18 protein-coding genes and 1 tRNA gene are annotated in these 19,174 nt (G+C 35.5%); 17 read left to right on the plus strand and 2 right to left on the minus strand.

Annotation, left to right across the window (positions count from 1 at the left end):
* Positions 1-11 precede the first annotated feature (11 nt).
* On the plus strand, positions 12-392 hold the full coding sequence (locus ACF3OB_RS07145; protein WP_042006804.1) for a hypothetical protein: 381 nt from the start codon (positions 12-14) through the stop codon (positions 390-392).
* A gap of 298 nt (positions 393-690) precedes the next feature.
* Entirely contained in the window at positions 691-1,953 is a 1,263-nt protein-coding gene (locus ACF3OB_RS07150; RefSeq protein ID WP_095893611.1) for a hypothetical protein, read from the plus strand.
* Between the two features lie 166 nt (positions 1,954-2,119).
* Here the strand turns inward: ACF3OB_RS07150 and ACF3OB_RS07155 are convergent, their stop codons facing one another.
* The gene (locus tag ACF3OB_RS07155; RefSeq protein WP_042006800.1) at positions 2,120-3,748 is read right to left on the minus strand and encodes an acyl-CoA carboxylase subunit beta; all 1,629 of its coding nucleotides are present in this window, start codon (positions 3,746-3,748) and stop codon (positions 2,120-2,122) included.
* A 164-nt stretch (positions 3,749-3,912) separates the two neighbouring features.
* Here ACF3OB_RS07155 and ACF3OB_RS07160 point away from each other — a divergent pair, with 164 nt between their 5' ends.
* The 3 genes from ACF3OB_RS07160 (at position 3,913) to pdxA (ending at position 8,460) form a co-directional block, all read left to right on the plus strand.
* Positions 3,913-5,598, plus strand: a complete 1,686-nt coding sequence (locus ACF3OB_RS07160; RefSeq protein ID WP_392447247.1) for a glutamine--tRNA ligase/YqeY domain fusion protein — start codon at positions 3,913-3,915, stop codon at positions 5,596-5,598.
* Positions 5,599-5,728: 130 nt separating this feature from the next.
* Complete coding sequence (locus ACF3OB_RS07165; RefSeq protein WP_392447248.1) at positions 5,729-7,027, plus strand: erythromycin esterase family protein; 1,299 nt, start codon at positions 5,729-5,731, stop codon at positions 7,025-7,027.
* 383 nt (positions 7,028-7,410) lie between these two features.
* The gene (gene pdxA, locus ACF3OB_RS07170) at positions 7,411-8,460 is read left to right on the plus strand and encodes a 4-hydroxythreonine-4-phosphate dehydrogenase PdxA (protein WP_095893606.1); all 1,050 of its coding nucleotides are present in this window, start codon (positions 7,411-7,413) and stop codon (positions 8,458-8,460) included.
* 117 nt (positions 8,461-8,577) lie between these two features.
* Here pdxA and ACF3OB_RS07175 read toward each other — a convergent pair whose 3' ends face one another.
* Entirely contained in the window at positions 8,578-9,033 is a 456-nt protein-coding gene (locus tag ACF3OB_RS07175; RefSeq protein WP_392447250.1) for a hypothetical protein, read from the minus strand.
* Between the two features lie 460 nt (positions 9,034-9,493).
* Between ACF3OB_RS07175 and atpB the strand changes: the two genes are divergently transcribed.
* From atpB to ACF3OB_RS07235, 12 genes are all read left to right on the plus strand, one after another.
* On the plus strand, positions 9,494-10,570 hold the full coding sequence (gene atpB / locus ACF3OB_RS07180) for a F0F1 ATP synthase subunit A (RefSeq protein WP_095893605.1): 1,077 nt from the start codon (positions 9,494-9,496) through the stop codon (positions 10,568-10,570).
* A 79-nt stretch (positions 10,571-10,649) separates the two neighbouring features.
* Positions 10,650-10,850, plus strand: coding sequence for an ATP synthase F0 subunit C (gene atpE / locus ACF3OB_RS07185; RefSeq protein WP_042347689.1), 201 nt, complete (start codon positions 10,650-10,652; stop codon positions 10,848-10,850).
* A 90-nt stretch (positions 10,851-10,940) separates the two neighbouring features.
* Positions 10,941-11,432 carry a F0F1 ATP synthase subunit B gene (locus ACF3OB_RS07190; protein ID WP_172918251.1) on the plus strand — a complete coding sequence of 164 codons (492 nt, stop codon included), beginning with the start codon at positions 10,941-10,943 and terminating at the stop codon, positions 11,430-11,432.
* A gap of 6 nt (positions 11,433-11,438) precedes the next feature.
* A complete protein-coding gene (gene atpH / locus ACF3OB_RS07195; protein ID WP_042347691.1) occupies positions 11,439-11,987 on the plus strand; it encodes an ATP synthase F1 subunit delta in 549 nt (182 codons plus the stop codon).
* Positions 11,988-12,033: 46 nt separating this feature from the next.
* Positions 12,034-13,305, plus strand: coding sequence for a C10 family peptidase (locus ACF3OB_RS07200; RefSeq protein WP_172919555.1), 1,272 nt, complete (start codon positions 12,034-12,036; stop codon positions 13,303-13,305).
* Between the two features lie 2 nt (positions 13,306-13,307).
* A complete protein-coding gene (locus ACF3OB_RS07205; protein WP_042008536.1) occupies positions 13,308-13,814 on the plus strand; it encodes a hypothetical protein in 507 nt (168 codons plus the stop codon).
* A 44-nt stretch (positions 13,815-13,858) separates the two neighbouring features.
* Entirely contained in the window at positions 13,859-15,439 is a 1,581-nt protein-coding gene (gene atpA, locus ACF3OB_RS07210) for a F0F1 ATP synthase subunit alpha (RefSeq protein WP_392419925.1), read from the plus strand.
* A gap of 88 nt (positions 15,440-15,527) precedes the next feature.
* The gene (locus ACF3OB_RS07215) at positions 15,528-15,932 is read left to right on the plus strand and encodes a hypothetical protein (RefSeq protein ID WP_392447252.1); all 405 of its coding nucleotides are present in this window, start codon (positions 15,528-15,530) and stop codon (positions 15,930-15,932) included.
* 39 nt (positions 15,933-15,971) lie between these two features.
* On the plus strand, positions 15,972-16,826 hold the full coding sequence (gene atpG, locus ACF3OB_RS07220; RefSeq protein ID WP_042347697.1) for an ATP synthase F1 subunit gamma: 855 nt from the start codon (positions 15,972-15,974) through the stop codon (positions 16,824-16,826).
* Between the two features lie 125 nt (positions 16,827-16,951).
* Positions 16,952-17,025 (plus strand) — tRNA-Asp (locus ACF3OB_RS07225).
* A 332-nt stretch (positions 17,026-17,357) separates the two neighbouring features.
* Positions 17,358-18,206 carry a metallophosphoesterase gene (locus ACF3OB_RS07230; RefSeq protein WP_172914240.1) on the plus strand — a complete coding sequence of 283 codons (849 nt, stop codon included), beginning with the start codon at positions 17,358-17,360 and terminating at the stop codon, positions 18,204-18,206.
* Positions 18,207-18,282: 76 nt separating this feature from the next.
* The gene (locus ACF3OB_RS07235) at positions 18,283-18,963 is read left to right on the plus strand and encodes a hypothetical protein (RefSeq protein ID WP_392447255.1); all 681 of its coding nucleotides are present in this window, start codon (positions 18,283-18,285) and stop codon (positions 18,961-18,963) included.
* Positions 18,964-19,174: the final 211 nt, after the last annotated feature.

Consider the following 19,174-nt stretch of genomic DNA (forward strand, 5'->3'; position numbering starts at 1 on the left):
ATTTATAAAAGATGACAAACGTATTAGACAAATTCATTCAGGATATGAAAAACAACGTTCCTGGATTTATAGCTGTATCTGTTACAGAGGTAAGATCTGGAGTTTCTTACGGAGCTGAAACTGTTAATCCTAATTTTGATCCAACGTTGGCTTCTGCTTATAACCTTGAGGTAGTAAAAGCAAAACAAAACGCTCTTCAAGTTTTAGGTTTAACTCCAAAAGAAAGAATTGAGGACATTTTGATTACTTTAACCGATCAGATTCATATCATTGACATCTCAGCAAGTGGAGCTTACTTTATTTACTTAGCTGTTGATTCAACAAGAGCGAATCTTGGTCTAACGAGAGCTTTATTATCTAAATACAAAAAAGATTTAGCTGCGATTTTCTAAGAAAAAATCATACCATAAAAAAGAGGTTATTCGAACGAGTAACCTCTTTTTTTGTTTTAAAAGTTAATCGAAAATTTGGGTCTGATATGTTTTGGAATAATTTTAAACCTTGAAAGAATCATGAAAATCAACATCTTCGTGAGATAATAGGTTTGATACAGATACCAAAAATAATAACTATCTGAAACTTTAATAAACCTAAATTCTCACTTAAATTTTGCACAGAAAGATTGGTTAGATTTTAAAAAAAACGTACCTTTACGTGCAAATTTCAGAGAGATAACATAAAATCATAGTGATGAAGACAAAGGATATTTTTATTGCTCTAGTAGCTTTATTTTCAGTGAATTCTTATGCTCAATTACTGAAACATACTTTTGACGAAAAAGGAGAAACTTACATTCAAGCGGGTATTAGAGGTCAATTTTGGGGAAGGTATGTGGCTACCAATCCTGGTACAACTATCAATAAAGAACCAGTCAGCGAAACTTTTGATTTTTCAGTACGACGCTATCGTATTTCTTTCCAAGCACAAATCAAGAAGAATCTGTTTTTTTACATGCAATTAGGCAATAACAACATCAATCAGAAGACCATTCGTTCAAGCGATGTAAGGCTTTTGGATATGTTGGGAGAGTACACTTTTAGTAATAAATTCAAACTCGGAGTAGGAAAACTATCTTTCACTGGAGCTGGACGCTTTGTCGATATTGCAAATGGATCAATGCTGAACTTAGACCCCTCGGTACATCAGTTATTTACGCTGAATCAATTGGACGACACGGGGCGCAATATTGGGATGTATGCAAAAGGGCAATTAGGTAAGTTTGATTATAATGTGTCAATTCATTCAATGGCAATTCCTACCGATGCCCAAGTTACAGATTTTAATTATTCACGGAAATATACAAGTTTAGGTTATTCTACCTACGTGAAATATGAATTTCTTGAAGACGAAAGTAACAGAACTCCTTACAGTGGAGGTGTGGGGACATATATCGGAAAGAAAAAAATACTAAACATTGGGGTTGGATATGGTTATAAATCCAAAATGTTTGAAAGAACTGTAGGAGCCAATAAAACATATGATGATCATCGGAATTTAGGTATCGACTTCTTTATGGATATGCCGATTTCAGCAAAAAATAATGCTATTACTGCCTATTTGGGTTATAATAATCTCTTTTTTGGAGAGGATTATGTTCGAAATATAGGTGTGAACAGTATTTTTGACTCTTCTGGAACCTCATTTAATGGCGGAGGCAATGCTTTTCCTGTGATTGGAACAGGAAATACTCTATTACTTCAATTAGGATATTTACTGTCAAAGTCTGAGAAAAATAACACTCGTTATCAACCTTATTTTGGATGGAAATTAGCTGATTTTGAAGGCCTTAATCAAAGTGTGAATTCTTATGCTTTAGGTCTTAATGTTTATTTTAACGGACATAGAAGTAAATTAACATTTGGTTACCACAATCGTCCTATATTCGATGCTACCACCAAAAAAGTGGATTCCCGAAAGGGAACTTATGTCATTCAGTATCAAATAGAAATTTAATTAAAATACTGAGAAATAGTATTGTAAAGATAATATGGTGTAAAATCGAAGATTTTGGACAGAATCTGATACAAGCTATTGTGTTGAAAACTGCTAAGAATTATTTATCAAAATATTTTTAGCAGTTTTTTGTTTACTATTGCTTGTGTGGGTTTGTCATCTTTTCTCAAACTTGTAAGACCCCCAAGCTAAAAGACTTTTCAATAGGAGCATGATTAGCGGCTTCAATACCCATTGAAATCCATTTTCGGGTTTCCAAAGGGTCAATAATGGCATCTGTCCACAAGCGAGCTGCGGCGTAGTAGGGAGAAATCTGTTCGTCGTATTTTGATTTTATTTGGTTAAACAACTCTTCTTCTTTTTCTTTAGAAATCTCTTCGCCTTTCTTTTTCAGGGATGCTGTTTCAATTTGTAAAAGTACTTTGGCAGCTTGAGCTCCACCCATTACGGCAATATTTCCACTTGGCCATGATACAATAAACCGTGGGTCATACGCCTTGCCACACATCGCATAATTTCCTGCACCATACGAATTTCCGATAACTATTGTAAACTTAGGTACTACCGAATTTCCCACCGCATTTACCATTTTAGCACCGTCTTTGATGATTCCACCGTGTTCGGATTTTGAACCTACCATAAAGCCTGTGACATCTTGTAAAAATAACAAAGGGATTTTCTTCTGATTGCAATTAGCGATAAATCGCGTAGCCTTGTCGGCACTGTCCGAATAGATAACTCCTCCGAATTGTAATTCACCTTTTTTGTTTTTTACTACCTTACGTTGATTAGCAACAATACCCACAGCCCAGCCATCAATACGGGCATAACCCGTTATGAGCGTTTGTCCATAACCCTCTTTGTATTCGTCAAATTCTGAATTGTCCACTAAACGTAGGATAATTTCCTTCATGTCGAATTGTTCAGTGCGTGAAATGGGTAAGATTCCGTAGATTTCTTTCGGATCTTTGAGTGGCTTTTGTGGTGTTTCACGGTTGAATCCTGCTTTTTCGTAATCGCCTATTTTCGACATTGTTCGCTTTACTCGATCCAAAGCATCTTTATCGTCCTTAGCCTTATAGTCGGTAACACCGCTTATTTCGCAGTGCGTAGTTGCTCCACCAAGAGTTTCATTATCAATATCTTCTCCTATGGCAGCTTTTACTAAATAGCTTCCTGCTAAAAAGATACTTCCCGTTTTATCCACGATCATAGCTTCATCGCTCATTATTGGCAGATAGGCTCCACCCGCCACACAACTTCCCATCACAACAGCGATTTGGGTGATTCCCATACTGCTCATTACCGCATTATTACGAAAAATGCGTCCAAAGTGTTCCTTATCAGGAAAAATTTCGTCTTGCATTGGCAAATACACTCCCGCACTATCCACCAAATAGATGATAGGCAATCGGTTTTCGATGGCTATTTCCTGAGCTCGTAGGTTTTTCTTTCCAGTGATTGGAAACCATGCTCCAGCCTTTACAGAAGCATCATTAGCTACCACAACACATTGTTTCCCAGAAACATATCCAACAACTACGACCACACCTCCAGAAGGACAACCTCCGTGCTCAACATACATTCCCTCACCAACAAATGCTCCGATTTCAATAAAATCACGGTCTTTATCCAGCAAATAGTCGATACGTTCACGAGCCGAGAGCTTACCTTGATCGTGCAACCGTTGGATACTTTTCTCTCCGCCTCCTTTTCTGACTTTGGCTAATCGTTTGTGTAAATCACTTACTGACAGTTTATTAAAATCTTCGTTTTTGTTGAATTGAATATCCATATTCTATTCTTTTGAAATAGTGTTTGTTCTTAAATATTGCTTTTTCGTTGCGTTTTTAACGCTTTTCAAATGTCTAAATTTCGGCTAAAATACGAAGAAAGTTTTAAATGACTATATAAGCAATCAAAAAATCCTTATTTTTGCATTTTAAAATTTGAAGTACGATGTCAGAAGAACAAAAATCAAATAATTTTATTGAAAATATTATTGAAGAAGATTTAGCAAATGGATTTTCTTCCAGCAAGTTGCGTTTTCGCTTTCCACCAGAGCCTAATGGCTATTTGCACATTGGTCACGCTAGTTCAATATGTTTGAATTTCGGATTGGGGTTGCGTTATCAATCGCCTGTAAATCTGCGGTTTGACGATACCAATCCGTCTAAAGAAGAACAAGAATACGTTGATGCCATCAAACGCGATGTGGAGTGGCTCGGATTTGAGTGGGACAGAGAGTGTTACGCTTCCGATTACTTCCAAGAATTGTACGATTGGGCGGTGCAGCTCATCAAGCAAGGAAAAGCTTATGTAGATGGGCAAACTTCCGAAGAAATCGCCAAACAAAAAGGAACGCCTACCCAAGCGGGTACTGAAAGTCCGTATCGAAATACTTCCGTTGATGAAAATTTACAACTTTTCGAGCGAATGAAAAACGGCGAATTTGAAAACGGAAAATATGTGCTTCGTGCCAAAATCGATATGGCGTCTCCTAATATGTTGATGCGTGACCCAATCATCTACCGAATTATGCATTCAAGTCATCATCGCACTGGAAATCAGTGGTGTATATACCCAATGTACGACTGGGCTCACGGCGAAAGCGATTATTTGGAGCAAATTTCGCACTCCATTTGTACGCTCGAATTTTTACCACACCGCGAATTGTACGACTGGTTTTTAGACCAAATTATTGACAAAGACAAAGTCCGTCCCAAACAGCGTGAGTTTGCTCGTCGGAACCTATCGCATACCATTGTGAGCAAACGAAAATTGTTGCAATTGGTCAACGAAAAACACGTTTCGGGCTGGGACGACCCGCGTATGCCCACTATATCAGGCTTACGCAGAAGAGGTTATACGCCCGAGTCTATCCGAAAATTTGCTGACACCATCGGAATTGCCAAACGCGAAAATTTGATTGATGTTTCGTTGTTGGAATTTTGCATTCGTGAGGATTTGAACAAAAAGGCAAACCGAGTAATGGCAGTTCTTGACCCTGTTAAAGTGTTGATTACCAATTATCCCGAAGGAAAAGAAGAATGGTTGGATGCTGAAAATAATCCCGAAGAAGAGGTATTAACCTTCCGAAAAGTGCCTTTTTCGAGAGAAATTTATATCGAAAGAGAAGATTTCAGAGAAGAAGCTAATAACAAATTTTTCCGGTTGAAATTAGGTGGAGAAGTTCGTTTAAAAAATGCGTATATCATTAAGGCAGAAAGCGTTGTAAAAGATGAAAACGGAAATATTACCGAAATTCATTGCACGTACGACCCCGATAGCCGTAGCGGAAGCGGTACAGAGGCGAGTAAACGCAAAGTGAAAGGTACATTGCATTGGGTATCAGTTCCTCACGCATTGGAGGCAGAGGCACGTATTTACGACCGATTATTCACCGTTGCTGAGCCTGACCGTCAAGAAAAAGACTTTTTGGAATACGTAAATCCTGATTCACTTAAAGTGACTACCGCTTATGTGGAACCGAGTTTGAAAGATGCCAAAGTAGGCGAAGGTTTTCAATTCCAACGATTGGGTTATTTCAGTCTTGACCCTGATTCAACTTCCGAAAAATTGGTTTTCAATAAAACCGTTGGGCTAAAAGATACTTGGACGAAGGTTGAAAATGCTGACATATAATAAAATGAGATAAAAAAGCTGTCTTCAGAAGTTGTAAGGCAGCTTTTTTGGTTTTCAATATCTTTCTGTTAATAGAATTACTCATGATGGCTGTCATTTTGAATTGAAATGTTAATCTAAAAAATAAAAAATGAAAAGAATACTGTCGTTTATCACTCTCGTGTTTTTTGTAACTGCTTCTGCACAAGTACAAACCATTTCAAAGTCGGATTACGAAAAAGCCGATTTTACAAACTTAACAACCCTGCAAAACGATTTGAAAAACGTCCGTATTGTAGGGCTTGGTGAATCGAGCCACTATATGGGTGAAACCTATGTGTCTAAAATTAAAATGGTAAAATATATGCATCAACATTGCGGATTTGACGTAATAGCTATAGAATCACCTTTATATGATTTGAGAAAGTATTATAACGAAACGGTTAAAACCAATCAAGTTAAAACACCTTGGCATTTCACAGAAATTTCCGGTGTTTGGATAACTGATGATATGTACGAGCTTTTTGACTATATTTTAGAAACTCAAAAAACAGACAGACCGCTGATTTACACGGGATTTGATGAGAAATTATTTTACAAATTTGATTATAAACTCAACGATGATTACAATGAGTTTCTCGAAAAACTAAATGCCGACACGGGTTCAAACATCAAAACGGATTCATTGTTTAAAAAAGCATTGAATTTTACGGCTGAGAAATGTTATTACTTTGCCAAAGTTCCTCCAAAAGACACACTTGTTCTTCACAATACATTTAATGAAGTAAAGAAAGCTTTGAATAAATTAGAAACCAAAAACGGCTACTATTATTTTTGGGAACGAATGACCGAGAACATAAAGTCGTTATACAGATTCAATTATAAAAATCTATCACATAGGGATAAACAGATGGCTGAAAATGTGAGTTACTTAGCCAATTACGAATTTCCTGATAAAAAGATTATTTTGTGGGCGGCTTCCATACATCTGATGGATAATATTACCAAAATCAATCAATATGATGAAAAGAGATTTGCAAAGGACTATACTATGGGGCATTTTCTTCGGGAAAAATTCAAAGACCAATACTATGTAATTGGCTTTGTGCCTGCCACAGGGGTTACGGGTTTCAAGGGATATTTGGGATTGGGAAAATTCAAACCCAAAGCCAAGAAAGGAAGCTTCGAACGATATATTTTAGATAAATACAATCCTGATTATGCGTTTATTTCGTTACGAAGTACACTTTCACGGAAGGAAATTTCAGAAAATAACATTGAAAGGTCAAATTTTATTGGGACAACTTCGTATAAAATGGATATGCTTTCTGTGGTCGATGCATTTTTTTATCTAAAAGAAGAACATTTGGTATCTTTCGAAAAACGAAAAGCGTATTTTAAAAAAGAACGCGAGGATTTGGAAAGAACAGCTGATACCTCAAACAAATGATTTATAAAATTATCTTTTCATTAGTTGTAAGTGTTTCGGTATGTAGTATTTTTACCGTTCTGTTCTACCAATTTTTGCTGTGGTTAAACCCTCCTTATGTAATTGTTGATGGTCAGATACGTTACACAATGCCTTTAGGAACAGTTATTTTTTCTCTGTTGTTTGGTGTAATAGTAGCGATTGTTACCTTTATACTTTGTCTGTGGAAACTAAAAAGACAGAATTGAGTAGATATTTTGAAAGTAGTTAATTTATTTGTAATTTTGGAGACTTAACGAGATGGTAGCACAGCGTAAAGCTATAATTACCACGGCTTTAACATAGGAAAAGTGATGTTGAAGACAAAAATAACAAATCTAAAAAATATTTTACATAAGACATAAATGAAAGATGAATTAGTTAGAGTAGGTATTTCCATAGGAGATATCAATGGTATTGGAATGGAAGTGATCTTAAAAACTTTTGAAGATCCAAAGATTTTGGAATTATGCACACCTATCATTTTCGGTTCCAATAAAACGGTTTCATTTCAGCGAAAACATTTTGAGTTAAATACCAATTTTCAAGGTATAGACAAGATTGAAGATGCCATTGTAGGGAAGCTCAATGTGTTAAATTGTTGGAAGGATTCCCCCAGCATTGCTTTTGGACAAGTGACAGAAGAAGCTGGAAAGTATGCTTTTTTATCGCTAAAAAGGGCTGTTGAAGCTCTCAAAAAAGGTGATGTAGATGTGTTGGTAACGGCTCCTATCAACAAAAATAACATTCAGTCTGAGGAATTTACATTTCCTGGACATACGGATTATTTAGCCAAAGAACTTAACGGAAAGAGTTTGATGTTTATGGTCAGCGAAGACCTTAAGGTAGGACTTTTCACAGATCATGTTCCGTTAAAAGAGGTTAGCTCACACATTACCGAAAGCCTTATTTTTGAGAAAATCAAAGCGATGAACGAATCGTTGCGTAAAGATTTTCGTTTACATCGACCGAAAATTGCGGTTTTAGGACTCAATCCGCACTGTGGTGACAATGGAGTCATAGGTAACGAAGACGATGAAGTGATTCGACCTGCCCTGAAAAAATTGTTTGAACAAGGAATATTGGTTTTTGGGCCTTTTTCAGCCGATAGCTTTTTCGCTACTCAAAACTATCGCAATTACGATGCAGTCATAGCTCCTTATCACGATCAAGGATTGATTCCTTTCAAAACACTTTCGTTCGGAAGTGGCGTAAACTATACAGCAGGATTGAGTAGGGTACGCACCTCTCCCGATCATGGTACAGCTTATGAAATTGCAGGAAAAGGTATAGCCGATGCGGATTCGTTCCGACAAGCTGTTTTTACAGCGATCGATATTTTCAAAAATAGGATTGAGTACGATGAATTAAATCACAATCCGCTGAAAATAAATGACCTGGAGGCTGAAAAATAGGTATTCTCATTTTTGGGAACAAACTGAAAAGACACGACTGAGCCGTGCCTTTTCAGTTTTTCAAGCCTACCATAATAAAAAAGAACCGAGATAACATTTTTTACGGGGTTTAACTTTTTATTTTACTAAAAAATCGTTTTCAATTTTTACGCCATCGACTCTTATTTCTTTCACTTCAGCAACTGGGCAACATCCATTGCGGCTGACCATAGCTCCTTCTATTTCTATTTTGTACGTTCTTGAAGCGTTTTTGAGATAAAGGATTTCTTTTTTTCCCGTATAAACATCATTTATACGATCAAGATGAGTTCCTACTGAAAGGTAATTTTCCCGCAACAAAGGGGAAACCTCTGCTACTGGGTATTCTTTTTTTACGTTACCGTTCATGCGGTATAAAGAAACATTTTTTGTGTCAAACTTACCTTCTGAGTCCAAAAACTCTTTGTAGGAATCGGAACTTTTGTTTATATATAAGTTAAAAATGGGAGGAGGAGAGCAACAAAGTTTCACGTCTTTTTCTTTGCTACAGGCCAATGCTCCCAAAAGTACACTTAAAAATAAAAACTTTTTCATAATATGATATTTTAGTGAATATTTACTGGATAATGTTTAAAATCAAAAATAGCACACAGACTTAGGTTCCGTCTTCTTCCAATTTTCAGAAATAATAGCATAGTTCAAAAAAATAAAAGCGAAAGTTTTAGTAATTTGAAAAAAACTAAAATTCTGAGTTTTTATGGTTTACATGATACCTAAGAGACTACGAATTTTCAGTTACAAAGGTATTGAAATAAGATGAAGAAATCAAGCAAAAAAATATTTTTAGACAAAATGTTTTTTCCTGCTGGTGTGAGTTTTAGAAATTAAGATAAAAATTTATAAGGACAAAAATAAACTTGATTATCAGTGTTTTATAAAAAAATATAAATTGGACTAAAAAAAAATACTCCAAAAATTTTCTTAATTCCGATTGAAAATGTAAATTTGCCCAAATAAGGAAAAATACAAATTTTATATTTTTTACAAAATAATAATGGTAGCTAAAAACATAATTCAGAAATTCGTTTTATTTTTGTTATTTTTCATTCCGTTTCAGGGATTTTCTTCTGATGCCAATAAAGACAAGGAAGAGGCTTTTGACCCTGTTTCGATGATTATGCACCACATCAGTAACTCGCACGAGTTTCACATTACCGACTTTCAAGGAAAATCTATTTCAATGCCACTTCCTGTAATTCTTTGGACGGATAACGGATTGATAACTTTTATGTCAAGTGAGTTTCACCATGACAATGATGGAAAGGTAGTGGTTGAGAAGAAGGGAATGAAGTTTGCTCGTTTTCATGAAGTAATTCACTACACAAACCCTGATGGAAGCCTTTCTTTTGATAAAGACGGACATGTGACTAATACTCGTCCGTTGAACTTCTCAATAACGAAAAACGTTTTTTCAATGATTTTAGTGTCGATTTTGTTGTTAGCAATCTTTATTCCAATGGCAAAATCTTACAAAAAGAATCCAAAAGCACCTAAGGGAATGGCAGGTTTCTTAGAGCCGTTGGTATTGTTTGTACGCGATGATATTGCTATTCCACAGATAGGAGAAGAAAAGTATGCTCGTTACATGCCTTATCTTTTGACGATTTTCTTCTTGATTTGGTTCGGAAACCTTTTCGGATTGATTCCGTTTTTCCCATTCGCTAGTACATTGACCAACGATATTTTGTTCACAGGATTTTTAGCCATTATAACATTTTTTGTAACTGTCTTTAGTAGTAACAAAAACTATTGGAAACATATTTTTGCGACTCCAGGAGTGCCGTTTTGGTTATTGCCAATTATGATTCCGGTAGAAATTTTGGGTATGTTTACTAAGCCTTTTGCTTTGATGGTGCGTTTGTTTGCGAATATTACTGCAGGACATATCATTATCTTGAGTTTGATTTCTTTGATATTCATCTTTAAAACAGTATGGGTGTCTCCAGTGTCAATTGCTTTTGCTTTGTTCATTAACGTACTTGAATTGTTGGTAGCAGCTTTACAGGCCTATGTGTTTACTTTGCTATCAGCTTTGTTTATTGGACAAGCCGTGGAAGAACACCATCACTAATATCAAAAAGGCATATCGCAAATATTTGAAATTTAAATATTTAATTATAATTTTTTATTAACACTTAATTTTTTTTATTATGGTTTTAGGAGGAATTGGAGCTGCTATCGCAGCATTGGCAGCAGGTTTCGGCATCGGTAAAATTGGAGCAGCCGCAATGGAAGGTATTGCTCGTCAGCCGGAAGCAGCTTCAAAAATTCAAACTGCAATGATTATTGCAGCGGCACTTATCGAGGGTGTTGCCCTTTTCGCCGTGGTTGTTGCGTTAATCGCAAAATAATTAAGTTAAAATCATCTTACAGCGGTTGGCTGTAAGGTGGTTTTTTCGTAAAAAAGAAAAGTCGAATCATATTTAAATATATTTAGAACAATGAATTTTACAAATCCTGAAAGTTTTCTGTTTTGGGGAACGTTGATTTTTGGAGTTTTACTTTTTTTATTAGCAAAATTTGCTTGGAAACCGATTCTTTCAGCGGTTAAACAGCGCGAAGAGTCTATTAATAATGCTTTGGAAGCAGCAGAGGAGGCACGTAAGCAAATGGCAGATTTGAAAGCTGATAACGAGCGTTTGTTAGCAGAAGCAAAAGCAGAGCGAGACACTATGTTAAAAGAAGCGAAAGAGTTAAAAGACAAAATCGTTGCTGAAGCTAAAGAAGAGGCTCAAAAAGAAGGACAAAAATTGATTGACCAAGCAAAACAAGCTATTGATAATGAGAAAAAAGTAGCAGTTGCTCAATTGAAAGATAAGGTTGCTTCGTTGTCAATTGAAATAGCTCAAAAAGTCATCAAAAACGAGCTTTCTGACAAGGAGAAGCAAACCACTCTGATTAATGAATATTTGAAAGGAGCTACTTTAAACTAATAAAATATGTACGGATTCAGAGCAGCTAACAGATATGCTAAGGCACTTTTGGAATATGCCCTACAGCGAAACGCTGTGGAGAGCGTTTTCCGTGATATGTCTTTAGTTCATAAAACGATAGAAGCAAATAAAGAGTTGGACAATCTTTTGGTTTCACCCATCGTAAAGACTGTGGTTAAGAAAAATGTATTGGATAAAGTGTTTGTAGGAGTTTCACCAGAGGTACAACGCTTATTCACCTTGCTTATCGAAAATCGACGATTGCCCATCTTGAAGCAAATCGCTGAGAAATTCGTTATTCATTATAATTCATATAAAAATAACGAAACGGCTGAGGTAATCACAGCGGTTCCTCTTACGGAAGAGATGAAAAAACAAGTGTTACAAAAGGTAGAAAGTTTGAAACAAAATAAAAATATTACCTTGATTAATAAAGTAGACGAAAGTATCATAGGCGGATTTATATTGCGTGTCGGTGACATTCAATATAACGCCAGCGTAGCTTTCAAACTTAATAAATTACAACAAGAATTTCAAGAAACATTGTTTGTTTAGATATAATAGTTTTAACTTATTTAATTAATCAAAAGGTTTTTATGCTATGAAAAAAATAAATACATTTTTCGTTTCATTTATTATTGTTATTTTATTTATTGGTTGTAGCCAAGATAGTAATAAAGATTTAGGTTATTTAGAGGTAGAAAACATTGAAGACATCAGAAAACTTAACAATTTGAACTATGTAGATATAGAAGAAATTAAGAGTTTGGCAGATAGTATATTTACAACGACTAACATAATGTTCTCTAAAAAAGGAATTAAAAATCAAGTCCGTGAAATTTCTCCTATTAGGACTAAGGAAAATAAATCTTCGATTTATATTGTTAATTACGAAAATGGAGGGTTTTTTATTATGCCAGCGGACAAGAGGATTTTTCCTATATTAGCCTATTCAAATGATAATAATTTTGATTTAAATACTAAGGAAATTCCTCCGTTTTTAATAGAATGGTTGCAGAATCAAAACAGTTATATTGCTGATTTACAACAAGGAAAGATAAAAGATAGTGTTGATTTTTCTAAACATTGGAATGCTAATTTTATAGAAAATTATATAGCAGGTGTAAAACAATCTAAATTAACAGCAAGAGGAACTTACGGAAATAGTCCTGAATTAATTTATAGAAATGGTCCGTTGACAATAACCGAATGGGGACAAGGAGAAGGATATAATAATATGGCACCAAATCTTAATTGTTTATCTCAAAGTAATGGAAGAGCTTTAACAGGTTGTGTAGCAACTGCTATGGCTCAGATTATGAAATTTCATAATCATCCAAATTCATATAATTGGTCTATAATGCCTAATAAGAAGAATGGTAATTCAAACACAAATTCAGGTGGTTTTAATGAGATTTCAAAATTGATGAGGGATGCGGGTAATTCTGTGAATATGAATTATGGCTGTGAGAACTCTGGAGCTATAACATCACATGTAGCAAATGCTCTTAAATCTTCTTTTAGTTATAAATCAGCTATATATACAGAACATGATATCCTGTCCAAAATTGAGAATGAAATTAAAAATGGATATCCTGTTATTTTAAGAGGAGGAGAAGAATTTATTTTTAATGGACAATCTATATATACAGGGGGTCACGCATGGGTATGTGATGGATATCAAGAAGTTATGATTGAAATATGTATAAAAGTTGGTCGCTGGGGCTATGACTGTCATGATAAAATCGTACCTTCATACTATATGAATTTTGGCTGGGATGGACTTTGGAATGGGTGGTATTTATCTCCCTTTAAAGGAGATTATGGAACCTTTGATTACAAAAATGGAATAATTTATAATATACGAAAATAGCTATGAGAAAGAGTTTATTTATTATTATCATGGGAGCATTGTTTTTTTCTTGTAACAAAAATAATGAAAAAATAAACAATGAGGAAAATAGTGAAGTAGGTTGTTGTAAACACTTAAGTAGTAGTGCCTCCTTTTCTGTTGTAGATAATCAAGGGAATGATTTACTAAGTCCTTTTAATGAGAAATTTGACCCTAAAAATATTAAAATATATTACAAGGATAAAAACAATAAATTAGAACTGTTCGACAGACCAAATTTAGCTGAACCTAAGGGCTTTACATTCATAGCCCCAGAAAAAGAGGGTCAGAAGTATCTGATAAACGTGTTTATAAATTCTTTATATATCGAAGATAAAATTTCTCATACAGTTATTGACTTGGGGTATAAAAAATACGAAATCAAATCCGAATTCTCTGTAACCACAAACGCTATCGTATTACAAAAAATATACGTGGATAATAAATTGATGAATTTTCAAAACAATAGGATAGTTACTATTGTTGAGTAGTTATTACAAATAAAGATTTATAAATAAAAAAATATAAACTAAAAATGGCAGAAATAAAAGCGGCTGAAATTTCAGCAATTTTAAAAGAGCAATTAGCTAATTTTGATGCCACAGCTTCTTTGGAAGAAGTGGGGACGGTGTTACAAGTGGGAGACGGTATCGCTCGTATTTTTGGTCTGTCGAATGCGCAATACGGAGAATTGGTAAAGTTCGACAACGGACTTAAAGGTATCGTTTTGAACTTGGAAGAAGATAACGTAGGTATTACTTTATTAGGACCTTCAACAGATATTAAGGAGGGAGATACAGTTAAAAGAACTGGATTGATTGCTTCTATCAATGTAGGGGAAGGTATTGTAGGTCGTGTGGTAAACACTTTGGGTCAGCCAATTGACGGGAAAGGCCCTATCACAGGTCAGTTATACGAGATGCCATTGGAGCGTAAAGCACCGGGGGTTATCTTCCGTCAGCCAGTAAATGAGCCGTTGCAAACAGGTATCAAATCCGTAGACGCCATGATTCCTATTGGTCGTGGTCAGCGTGAGTTAGTTATTGGAGACCGTCAAACAGGAAAAACAACGGTTTGTATTGATACCATTCTTAACCAAAAAGAATTTTATGATGCAGGAAAACCTGTGTACTGTATATATGTAGCTATTGGGCAAAAAGCATCGACCGTAGCTGCAATTGCTAAAACATTAGAAGATAATGGAGCTTTGGCTTATACCACTATCGTAGCGGCAAATGCTTCTGATCCAGCACCAATGCAGGTATATGCGCCATTTGCAGGAGCTGCTATCGGGGAATATTTCCGTGACACGGGTCGTCCAGCTTTGATTATCTATGATGATTTGTCGAAACAAGCGGTGGCCTACCGTGAGGTGTCGTTATTGCTCAGAAGACCACCTGGACGTGAGGCTTACCCTGGGGACGTGTTCTACTTGCACTCTCGTTTGCTTGAGAGAGCAGCGAAAGTAATCGCTGACGATAGTATCGCTCGAAAAATGAACGATTTGCCGGATAGCATCAAGCATTTGGTAAAAGGAGGCGGATCGCTTACTGCTTTGCCAATCATTGAAACTCAGGCAGGTGACGTTTCGGCATATATTCCAACGAACGTAATTTCAATTACAGATGGACAGATTTTCTTGGAGTCTGATTTGTTTAACTCTGGTGTACGTCCAGCGATTAACGTAGGAATCTCGGTATCGCGTGTGGGAGGTTCCGCTCAGATTAAATCAATGAAAAAAGTTGCTGGAACATTGAAACTTGACCAAGCTCAATACCGTGAGTTAGAGGCGTTTGCTAAATTCGGTTCAGATTTGGACGCAGCTACAATGAACGTTATCGAAAAAGGTAAACGTAACGTGGAGATTTTGAAACAATCACAGAACGACCCATATACGGTTGAAAATCAAATTGCGATTATCTATGTAGGTTCTAAGAACTTGCTTCGTCAAGTACCTGTAAATAAGGTAAAAGAATTTGAAAAAGAATATTTGGAATTCTTGAACTTGCAACATCGTGATGTTTTAGATGAGTTGAAAGCAGGTCAGTTCAATGATAAAATCACCGAAACTTTGGAGAAAGTAGCGAAGGAACTTTCTGAGAAATACGTAAAATAATCCTAAATTAAGATTCAATTCTTTGTCAAAAGTGTGAAATTTTGACAAAGAATTGAGAAATTCCTTTGTTTAATCTAAATTTTAAATTATGAAAAGTTTTTTTTGTTTTTTCGGATTTGGAGTATTATTTTTACTGGCTTGTGTGGGAAATAAAGATATTACACAGGAACAAGAGGAACAAATTATTAATAACTTATTTCTTGAAATTATACAGATAGCTTCAAATGAAAGTTGTGAAGATGGTTCTCAATGGGATTTTGCTCCTATAGGAAGTAAGGCTTGTGGAGGTCCAATGGGATATATAGCATATCCTAAAAACATTGATGTAGAGGCGTTTTTAAAGAAAGTAGCGAAATACACACAAAAACAAAGAGAATTTGATCAAAAATGGGGAATAGGAAGCGATTGCTCTATTCCTGCACGACCTAAATCGGTAGATTGTGAAGGGGGAAAACCTATTTTTCGGTATGATGCTACTTCTGTTAAACATTGAAATAGAAAATAAATTACAGTATTTTCAGAGAATAGAAAAATGGCAAATTTAAAAGAAATACGAAGCAGGATTTCATCGGTAAGTTCTACGATGCAAATTACTGGAGCGATGAAAATGGTGTCGGCAGCAAAACTTAAAAAAGCTCAAGATGCCATCATCGCGATGAAACCCTATGCTTATAAGCTAAAACAATTGTTGGAACAACTTAGTTCTGCTTTGGGTAACGACAGTATCTATAACGAACGTCCTCAAGTGGCTAAAAATATATTGATTGTTCCAATCACCTCTAATAGAGGTCTTTGCGGAGCTTTTAACTCTAATATTATCAAAAAATCATTAGAATTAGAAAGTACTGTTTATAAAAATCAAAAGGTGGAGTTTTACACCGTAGGAAAAAAAGGAAACGATGTTTTGAAAAAAACTGACAAAGTTTTCAGATATGAATCCCATATTTTTGATAACTTAAACTACGCGGATGCGGCCGAGTTGGCATCAGAATTGATGGAGTTATATACATCAGGTCGATTTGATAAGGTTGTTTTGGTCTATAACAGTTTCAAAAATGCAGCAACACAAATCGTTATAGAGGAAACTTTCTTACCTATTCAGACTGTTGCAGAGGAACAAGAATCTTTAGTAGATTATATTTATGAGCCTTCCAAAGAAGAAATTGTTAAGGAATTGATTCCTCGTTCATTGAAAACGCAGGTGTTCAAGGCATTACGTGATTCGGTAGCTTCTGAACACGGAGCTCGAATGACAGCAATGCACAAAGCAACGGATAATGCGAGTGAACTTAGAAATCAATTGAAATTGACTTACAACAAAGCTCGTCAAGCGGCGATTACTGGCGAAATATTAGAAATCGTTGGAGGTGCAGAGGCTTTGAATTAGGAAAAAATTTAATGTTTGAATTTGATTTTCAGCAACTTATAAATGAAGTTTAAAAAGAGTGCTAAAAAAAATATTTTTTCTTTGGAAAATATAAAGAAAATAGTATCTTTGCACTCGCAAAATGAGGTCTGGTAGTTCAGTTGGTTAGAATACCTGCCTGTCACGCAGGGGGTCGCGGGTTCGAGTCCCGTCCAGACCGCGAAATCAAAAGTGTTGTACATCTAAAAGCCTTTCTGTTAAGAAAGGCTTTTGTTTTTATCAAAGTTTTGATAATCATCTATCTGTATTAATTTACAGACTTTCGAATACAACTTTTTATGATAGCATGAGTAAGAGTCAAGAAAATCGTATCGATATTATAATTGATGTTTTTTGTTAATAATAATCTGGTACAGAGTTTTTTATGTCAAATAACTTTTGCTATATTTCTCTGAATAAATGTATAATTCTTGTAAACATTTCACTTTCTCTTTATGAGTCGTTTTACCGTTCAGTGAGAGAAATCAGTCGGAAGTGAAAATATTCAAAAGCATGAAGTCACGAAAAATCATAAAAAAAATCATTTTCATACCAACGGTAATATGTCTTTTTTTGGTACTATATGCTTGGCAAATAGAGCGTCATTGGGTAGAAGTTGTTTCAATGAAAATGCCTATTGAGCATTTACCAAAACATTTGGAGGGGAAAACCTTGATGCAAATTAGTGACCTCCATACGGGACGTTGGGTAAGTAACGATTATCTGATTTCAACTTTTGAAGAAATGAGAAAATATGATCCTGATTTTGTGGTTTATACAGGCGATTATGTTACTTATAAAAACAAAAAAGTACTGTACGACAAATTGGAAGAGGCTTTGCAACATTGCGTGAAGGGAAGATTAGGAACGATAGCTGTTTTAGGGAATCATGATTACGGAGTGAATTGGCGTGAGCCTAAAGTGGCAGATAGTATTGTTCAGTTGATGCGTTCACACCAAATCGTTGTTTTGAGAAATGAACGTATTCAAATTGAGGGGTTGACCTTTATTGGATTAGACGATTTGTGGGCAGGTGAATTTAATGCGAGTAAGGCTTTTGAAAATTATGATGCAGCACAAGCTAATGTAGTTTTGAGTCACAATCCTGACACTTGTGATTTGGAGGTTTGGCAAAATTATCAAGGTTGGATTCTTTCGGGGCATACCCATGGAGGGCAGTGTAAACCTCCTTTTCTTACACCTCCCGTACTTCCCGTAAAAAATAAGGAATATGCGTCAGGAAAAATTGAATTATCCAATCAAAGAACGCTTTATGTCAACCGAGGAATAGGGCATTCCATTCCTGTTCGGTTTAATGTACGCCCTGAAATTACGATTTTTGAGCTGGAAAAGCGAAAATAGCAAGATTATTTGAAATTTCTGAAGGCTTTTTTATTTTGAAAAAATGGGTTATATTTGCCACAAAATTGATATGATTATGAAGCAAATCGGTATTTTATTAGGTGTTTTATTCCTGTTTTCGTGCAAAAATAGTGTTGATGAAATCAAGGTTTCAGAAGAAGCTTTGTTAAATACACAACAAGCGGAGGCATTGTTACAAAGTAGCCAAAATTCATCTGTTTTTGATAAAAACTTAGGACTTCTGAATGCAACAAGTGCTTCTCAGTTGCCTACCACAGGTTCTTCGGGAGTGACTTTGAATCCTCCGCATGGTGCACCTGGTCATCGTTGTGATATTCCAGTAGGAGCACCGTTACCAAATTCATCAAATATACCACAGAATATTAGCCAACACATTCCAGTTTCGGAAAACGAGGCTTTGCCACAAGTGTCGTCTGAGGGTTTTGCAGTTCCTCAGCCCGCCTCATTATCGGTGGATTCCCGAGGTGTGAAATTAAATCCACCGCATGGTGAACCAGATCATCGTTGTGACATTCCAGTGGGGGCTCCATTAGATTCCAAGCCAATGGGACAAGTGGTTAATCAACAAAATCAAAGTGTTGAACCTCAGGTTGCTCCTCAACAAATAGTTGTGGATCCTCAAAACACACAGCAAAATGTAGGAGTTACTGCCGAAGGATTTTCAGGAAAACCTAATCCACCACATGGTGAACCAGGACATCGTTGTGACATTGCTGTCGGAGCAATTTTGCCATAGTTTATAACTGAGATGATTTTTCGAGAAAAATATTGTATTTATTTAATACACAATATGTTGAAAAAAATAAAATCTGTTTTAAAGGTTTTTAGTGAATAAATTTATACATTTTTTTTTCTTTTATTAAGAAAAATCATATATTTGCAGACAAACATAAAAACACTTTATGTTTTGCGTGAACAAAATATAAATCAAATAATTAAACATAACA

Source organism: Capnocytophaga canis (assembly GCF_043187445.1).
Taxonomy (GTDB): Bacteria; Bacteroidota; Bacteroidia; order Flavobacteriales; family Flavobacteriaceae; genus Capnocytophaga; species Capnocytophaga canis.